This is a genomic window from Chryseobacterium contaminans (genome assembly GCF_001684955.1).
In the GTDB taxonomy this organism is placed as follows: domain Bacteria; phylum Bacteroidota; class Bacteroidia; order Flavobacteriales; family Weeksellaceae; genus Chryseobacterium; species Chryseobacterium contaminans.
Map to the genome: position 1 here is coordinate 1 of NZ_MAYF01000083.1, position 7,497 is coordinate 7,497.

A 7,497-nucleotide genomic window follows, 5' to 3' on the forward strand; every position below is an offset into this window, starting at 1 on the left:
GATACTCCAACAGTTAATTTATATTTCGGAAAATGGTTTTTAATTAATCAGGAAAATGATAAATATTATTATTGTACCGATAGTGACAGGTTTTTTGAAATAGATAACACTGAAATAGTTGATCATACACCAATGGAAGATTCTGGTTTTAATGTAGATCATATAACAAACAAAGGGGATTTAACTTATATCTATACAGATAAGAAAGAATCTTCTTATTATATTTTAAAATGGATTGACAGAAATAAAGGAATCATATCATGTCAATTTAAAAAATATGAGCCCTCACTATTTATTAATGAAAAAAAAATAAAAGCCATTGAAAATAAAACCTGTCAAACAAAAAATAAATCTTGTGAATTAAACAATCTTTCAAGCAAATATAATTTTATAATAGAAGCAGGGGAGTTTTCAAATGAAAAAGATCAGAAACATCCTATTTCTGCTTGGATTATAATAATAGATAAAAAAAGTGGAAAAAAACAGGAAATACATTTTGAACCCAATTTATGGGCCGAATATAGTGATTTACCTTGCGATAGTTTTTTAGTAAAAGATTTTAATTTTGATGGTTTGGAGGATTTTGCAATCGTTTGGGATCAAGGAGGAAATGCAGGTAAATTGTATGAATATTATTTTCAAAATAAAGAGGGAAATTTCTCATCAACAGACTCGTTTCCTTTGCAACACAAAATATTGGCTGAAGATATTGATGCTTTGAATAAAACGATAAAAACACAAAGTATAGTCGGATGTTGTCATTTTAACTTAAACACTTATAAACTAAAATCCGATGGAAGCTGGGAGGCTTCTTCTGAACAACGAGAGTTGAATAAGAAATAAATTTATTAATATTTATAAACCAATACTTTCCTAAAAACTATATCTACAAGATATAAAATAAGGCCGCCCTACACTTTATAGGGCGGCTTTTATCTAAATATAATTTTTTAAATCAGAGAATACTGAGACCTGCGCTTCATGCTCTTTAGAAAGCTTTCCAAAGCCATATTCACAGAAGATAAACGGCAAGTTGTTGGATATGGCAGAGTCATAATCGGTTTGTGTATCCCCAACATATACAGAATCTTCGATGGATAAGCTATTTCTCTTCATGAGAAGCTGTATGTTTTCTGACTTTGTCTTTTTTGTACGTCCATGAGACTCAAAATCTGTGAAAAGGGTATTGAACTGATAATACTCTAAAAACGATTCAATATAGCCGTCCTGACAATTGCTTACAATGAACAGATTGTGTGTGTTGGCAAGGCTTTTCAAGGTCTCTTCAACATTGGGATACAGAATGCCGCCCTGTATCCCCAGTACTTTGTTTTCTTCAGCTACAACTTCAGAAAGAAGTTCCCGGATCTGCAGGTCGGAAATCCCGGGAACCATATCCTTCAGAATATCATGGGCCAGTAAACCCATATACTGATTCATGTCTTCCGGCTTCAGTTCCTGTTGTATCAGCTGATGTCTGCCTAAAACATCATTCCATATTTTGATGATCGTTGCTCTGGAATCCCATAAGGTTCCATCCAGATCGAAGATTAGATTTTTATAGCTCAACGTGTTTCTTGTTTAATAATGAATAATATCTTTTCAGATGTTATGAAGCAATTATGCAGCCATTATGGCGGGTTTAGAAGTTAAGTTTAATTAACAAAACGCATAGGTAAATACCTTAAAGCAAGCAAAATTTAATACTCTACCTCCTTAAAACATCTTAATGCCTACAATAATGAATAAGGTATTTATAAAATCATGCTCAATTGCACTCTTTTCCTTGCTTCATCCACTTCAGTTACCTTTACCCTAACATGCTGGTGCAGTTTTACCACTTCATTCACATCAGAAACAAAGCCATCTTTAAGCTGTGAAATGTGAACCAATCCGCTTTCTTTAATGCCAAGGTCTACAAAGCAGCCAAAAGCGGTAATATTATTGACAATTCCCGGAAGAATCATACCTGCTTTCAGGTCTTTAATGCTTTTTACATTAGGATCGAATTCAAATACCTTAGCAGCTTTTCTTGGGTCTAATCCGGGTTTTTCAAGTTCTTTTAAAATATCCTTGATTCCCAGAATTCCGATATCTCCGGTAATATAATTCTCCGGCTTTATCAGGGCAATTTTTTCTTTATTAGCAATCAGGTCATTGGTTTTAATGCCCAGATCTTTTGCCATTTTTTCTACAATGCCATACGCTTCAGGATGTACCGCAGAATTATCCAGCGGATTTTTTGAATTGGCTATCCTCACAAAGGCCGCCGCCTGTTGGAAGGCCTTTTCACCGAGTCTCGGAACCTTTTTAAGCTGTTTCCTGTCTTCAAAAGCACCATTTTCCGCTCTGTAATTCACAATATTTTCAGCCATTTTTTCTCCAATTCCCGAAACATAGCTTAATAAGGATTTGCTGGCCGTATTTAAATTGATGCCTACTGAATTTACACATTTCATCACAGTAGAATCCAGCTCATTTTTCAATTGAGTCTGATCCACATCATGCTGATATTGCCCGACACCAATAGATTTCGGATCAATTTTTACCAGCTCAGCCAACGGATCAGAAAGCCTTCTTCCAATAGAAACAGCACCACGAACGGTTACATCATAATTCGGAAACTCATCCCTGGCAATTTTGCTTGCAGAATAAACGGAGGCGCCCGCTTCCGAAACCACAAAAACCTGTAAAGGCTTGTCAAAAGCAATCTTCTTAATAAAAAATTCCGTTTCACGGCTCGCTGTTCCGTTTCCGATAGAAATAGCTTCAATATGGTAAGCATTCACCATAGAGCGGATTTTCTTCATGGCCATTCCGGACTCATTCTGCGGAGCGTGAGGGTAGAGGGTCTCATTATGCAGAAGATCTCCTTTCTCATCCAGGCAAACCACTTTACAGCCGCTTCTGTAACCAGGATCAATAGCCAGGATTCTTTTCTCACCCAACGGAGGAGCCAAAAGCAGCTGACTCAGATTCTCAGAGAAGATCTCAATCGCTTTTTTATCTGCTTTTTCTTTCGCTTCCTGTAAAGCTTCATTGGAAATAGCAGGCTCCAGAAGTCTTTTATAGCTGTCTTTGATCGCTAAAGCAATCTGTTCAGAACTTTCATTATCAGATTTGATGATGGCTTTTTCAATAAAACCAATGGCCTCTTCCTTATCGATACCAATATTTATCTTTACAAAACCTTCAGTTTCTGCTCTGAGCATTGCCAAAAGCCTGTGAGAAGGAGTTCTGCTGAGGTTTTCTTCCCATTCAAAATATTGCGAAAACTTCTGGGCATCTTCTTCCTCCTTTTTTGCTTTAACAACTTTAGAGGTAACAACAGCCTTACGCTGGAACAAACGACGCAGGTTCTTACGGACATACATATTTTCATTGATCCATTCTGCCATAATATCCCTGGCTCCCTGAAGCGCTTCTTCCTCGGAAGGGACCTCATTATTCAGATATTGGGAAGCCAGAAACTGGATATCGTTGTTTTTCTGGCTCATAATGATCTTGGCTAAAGGCTCCAGTCCTTTTTCCTTGGCAGCATCAGCCTTAGTTTTCTTGCGTTTTTTAAAAGGAAGGTATAAGTCCTCCAGCTCCTGCATATCAAAGCTTTCTTCTATTCTCTGCTGAAGTTCAGCACTTAGAGCACCCTGTTCTTCTATAGATTTTAAAATGGATTCCTTTCTTTTAACAATCTCTTCAAACTGTTTACTGATTTTGGCGATCTGCTCAATCTGCGTTTCATCCAGATTTCCGGTTTTATCTTTCCTGTAACGGGAAATAAAAGGAATGGTACAGTCTTCTGCTAATAATTGTAAAGTATTGTTGATGCTCTTCTCAGAAATATCGAGCTGCTTCTGTATAAATTCTACGGTCGTCATTGTTCTGTTTTCGGAAGGCTAAAATAGGGTTTTGAAGCGAGAAAAAGCCTGAATCGCCTCCTAAAATTTGAATTGAAAAGTTAGATAATAAAAATCCCCCGTATTGGAAGACGAGGGGGCTTAAATGTTTTCACAACGGAATAATCCTTATTGTGAATTGCTTTTCAAAATTATTATTACAAATATAGAAGAAAAATCTTTTAGGTGATTACGGGAATCCGTATTTCGAATAATTTTTTTATTTCTATTTTTATATGGTATCTAAAAATTAATAATGATGAATAAAAATATACTTGGATTAGATTTAGGAACCAACTCTATTGGCTGGGCTTTGATTGAAGTTGATGAAAATAATATTCCTGTTAGGATTATTGCAATGGGTTCCAGGATAATTCCTTTGTCAACAAGTGATAAAGAAGAATTTCAAAGAGGATTATCAATTACTAAAAATCAGAGTAGAACAGTAAGTCGTACTCAGAGGAAAGGGTATGATAGAAAACAATTGAGAAAAAGTGATTTAAAGAAAATTCTGAAAAAATACAATATTTTTCCATCAGAAGAATTGTTGAAACTTCCAATGCTTGATTTATGGAAATTAAGAAGTGACTCTGCTAATCCTAATGAGGATATTTCTGCAGAACAATTAGGGCGCATTCTCTATATGCTGAATCAGAAAAGAGGTTATAAGTCTGCCAGAAGTGAAGCTAATTCAGATAAAAAAGATACCGATTATGTTCAGGCAGTAAAAGGGCGTTATGCTCAACTGAAAGATAGAGGGCAAACCATTGGACAATATTTTTATGAAGAACTTTCTAATGCTTTTTCAGACAAAAATAATCAGCAGTATTTTAAAGTCAAAGAAGAGGTTTATCCAAGAGAAGCTTATATGGAAGAGTTTGATACTATTATTAATGCTCAAAAAGATAAGCATGATTTTCTTACAGATAAAGTAATTCACCAATTAAGAAATGAAATCATTTATTTTCAAAGGAAATTAAAGTCTCAGAAAGGATTAGTGAGTATCTGTGAATTTGAAGGCTTTGAGAAAACTATTTTTGATAAGGAAAAAAACAAAAATAAGGTTGTGTTTGTCGGACCGAAAGTTGCTCCTAAAACATCTCCATTGTTTCAGCTTTGTAGAATTTGGGAAGTAGTCAATACAATTACCTTGAAAATAAAAAATCCGGAAGGAAGCAAATATAAATGGGGTGAGAAAATTCCAGATTTAAAAGAGAAAGAAATTTTAGCAGATTATTTATTCAGAAATGAAAGTCTAAGTTTTAATAAGCTTCTTGAAATTTTAGAAATAAAAAAAGAAGATGTATATGTAAATAAACAAATTCTTAAAGGTATTAAAGGAAATGAAACATATGCAGCTCTTCACAATGTTTTAGGAAGTAATGAACTTTTGAATTTTGATGTTTCTATTATTACTTCAAATCATACTGCTATATTGATAGATAAGAAAACAGGTGAGATCCTTGAAGAAAGAGCCGGTCTTGAACTTGATGCATCATTAGAGAAAGAACCATTGTATCAATTGTGGCATACCATTTATTCTCTGAAAGATTTAGATGAATGTAAAAGTGCGTTAATTAAAAGATTTGGTTTTGATGTGGACATTGCCGAAAAATTATCACGTATTGATTTTAATAAGCAGGCTTTTGGGAATAAATCGAATAAATCGATGAGGAAAATTCTTCCTTTTCTGATGGAAGGTTATAATTATTCTCAATCTTGCAGCTTGGCTGGTTATAATCATTCCAATTCTTTAACGAAAGTGGAAAGAGAGCAGCAAACTACTTTAAACCGATTAGAACTTCTTCCTAAAAATAGTTTACGACAACCTATCGTTGAGAAAATTCTGAATCAGATGATTAATGTAGTTAACTCAATTCTTGAGCAATACGGAAAGCCATCTGAAATTAGAGTGGAACTTGCCAGGGAACTTAAACAAAGTAAAGATGAGCGAAACGATGCCGATTTGCAAAATTCTAAAAATAAAAAACTGAATGAAGAAATAGGCAAAAGACTGGCTGAATTAGGATTGCCTGTAACCAAGCGTTATATTCAGAAATATAAATTCATATTTCCATCACTTAGTAAAAATCTGAAAGACGCTCACGTCAATAATCAATGCATTTATTGTGGGGAAACTTTTAATTTAACGGAAGCTTTGAGTGGAGATGCTTATGATGTGGATCATATCGTACCGAAAGCTTTATTGTTTGATGACTCACAGACCAACAAAGTTCTTGTTCATCGAAAATGTAACTCTACAAAAACCAATCAAACTGCGTACGATTACATTACTGCAAAAGGCGAAGAAGAAGTTAGGATATATTCAGAAAGAGTAGATGATTGGTTCAAAAGAGGAATTATTTCTTACAGTAAAATGCAAAGACTGAAAGTTTCACACAAAGAATATCTTGAAAGGAAAAAGCTTGGAAAAGAAACAGAAACAGATAAAAAACTTTGGGAAAACTTTATTGACAGGCAATTGAGAGATACCCAATATATTTCTCGTAAATCAAGGGAAATTTTACAAAAAGTATGTAATAATGTAACCACAACAGAAGGCGGAGTTACTGCAAAGCTTCGTAATTTATGGGGTTGGGATGACGTTTTGATGAATCTACAAATGCCTAAATACAAAGAATTAGGACAAACAGTCATCAGAGAATGGATGAGCGATCATGGAAAAAGAAAACATCAAAAGGAAGAAATAGAAAACTGGACTAAAAGAGATGATCATCGTCATCATGCCATTGATGCTCTGGTTATTGCCTGTACTAAGCAAGGTTTTATTCAACGAATAAATACTTTAAATTCAAGCGAGACAAAAGATTTGATGATTAAAGAAGTGGAAGAAGCTAAAATAGAATTTAATGAAAAGACTACACTTTTAGAAAAATATCTGAAGACTCAGAAGCCTTTTACTACACAGGAAGTAATGGAAGAGGCTGACAAAATTTTAATTTCTTTTAAAGCAGGTAAAAAAGTAGCAACAATAACTAAGTTTAAAGCAGCAGGGAAAAATAAAGAGACAGGTGTGATTGTTCCAAGAGGCGCTTTACACGAACAATCTGTTTACGGGAAAATAAAAGTGATTGAAAAAGATAAGCCTTTAAAATATTTGTTTGAAAACCCAGATAAAATTGTCAATTCCAGAATTAGAAATCTTGTTGAAACAAGGCTTTCTGAAAATGAAAATAATTCTAAAAAGGCTTTATCAACAGTAAAGAAAAACCCCATTTTTTTAAACGAAGAAAAAAATGAAATTTTGGAAAAGGCATCTTGTTACAACGATGCAACAGTACTGAAATATAAATTGCAAAATCTAAAAGCAAATCAGGTTGATGATATTGTTGATGAAAAAGTGAAATTTTTGGTAAAAGAAAGACTTACTCAATTTGGAAATAAAGAAAAAGAAGCTTTCAAGGACATTCTTTGGTTTAATCAGGAAAAACAAATTCCGATTATAACAGTTCGTTTATTGGCTCGTCCTGATGCTAATAACTTACAGACAATTAAAAAAGATAAAAATGGTAAAGATATTGGCTTTGTTTTGACAGGAAATAATCATCATATTGCCATTTATGAAGATAAAGATAATAAG

The 7,497-nt window shown here is 34.0% G+C and carries 4 protein-coding genes; 2 read left to right on the forward strand and 2 right to left on the reverse strand.

All coding sequences use genetic code 11. The features are described 5' to 3' along the window. A partial coding sequence (locus tag BBH99_RS22325) for an XAC2610-related protein (protein WP_165601890.1) occupies nt 1-843 on the forward strand: 843 nt, incomplete at its 5' end. A gap of 93 nt (nt 844-936) precedes the next feature. On the opposite strand, the gene BBH99_RS06565 is transcribed toward BBH99_RS22325, so the two are convergent. Then, nucleotides 937-1,569, reverse strand: coding sequence for an HAD family hydrolase (locus BBH99_RS06565; protein WP_066693635.1), 633 nt, complete (start codon nt 1,567-1,569; stop codon nt 937-939). A 185-nt stretch (nt 1,570-1,754) separates the two neighbouring features. Continuing rightward, nucleotides 1,755-3,878, reverse strand: coding sequence for a Tex family protein (locus tag BBH99_RS06570; protein WP_066693637.1), 2,124 nt, complete (start codon nt 3,876-3,878; stop codon nt 1,755-1,757). Nucleotides 3,879-4,155: 277 nt separating this feature from the next. On the opposite strand from BBH99_RS06570, the gene cas9 reads away from it, so the two are divergent. Further along, nucleotides 4,156-7,497: type II CRISPR RNA-guided endonuclease Cas9 (gene cas9 / locus BBH99_RS06575; protein WP_165601891.1), on the forward strand; the 3,342-nt coding region annotated here is incomplete at its 3' end.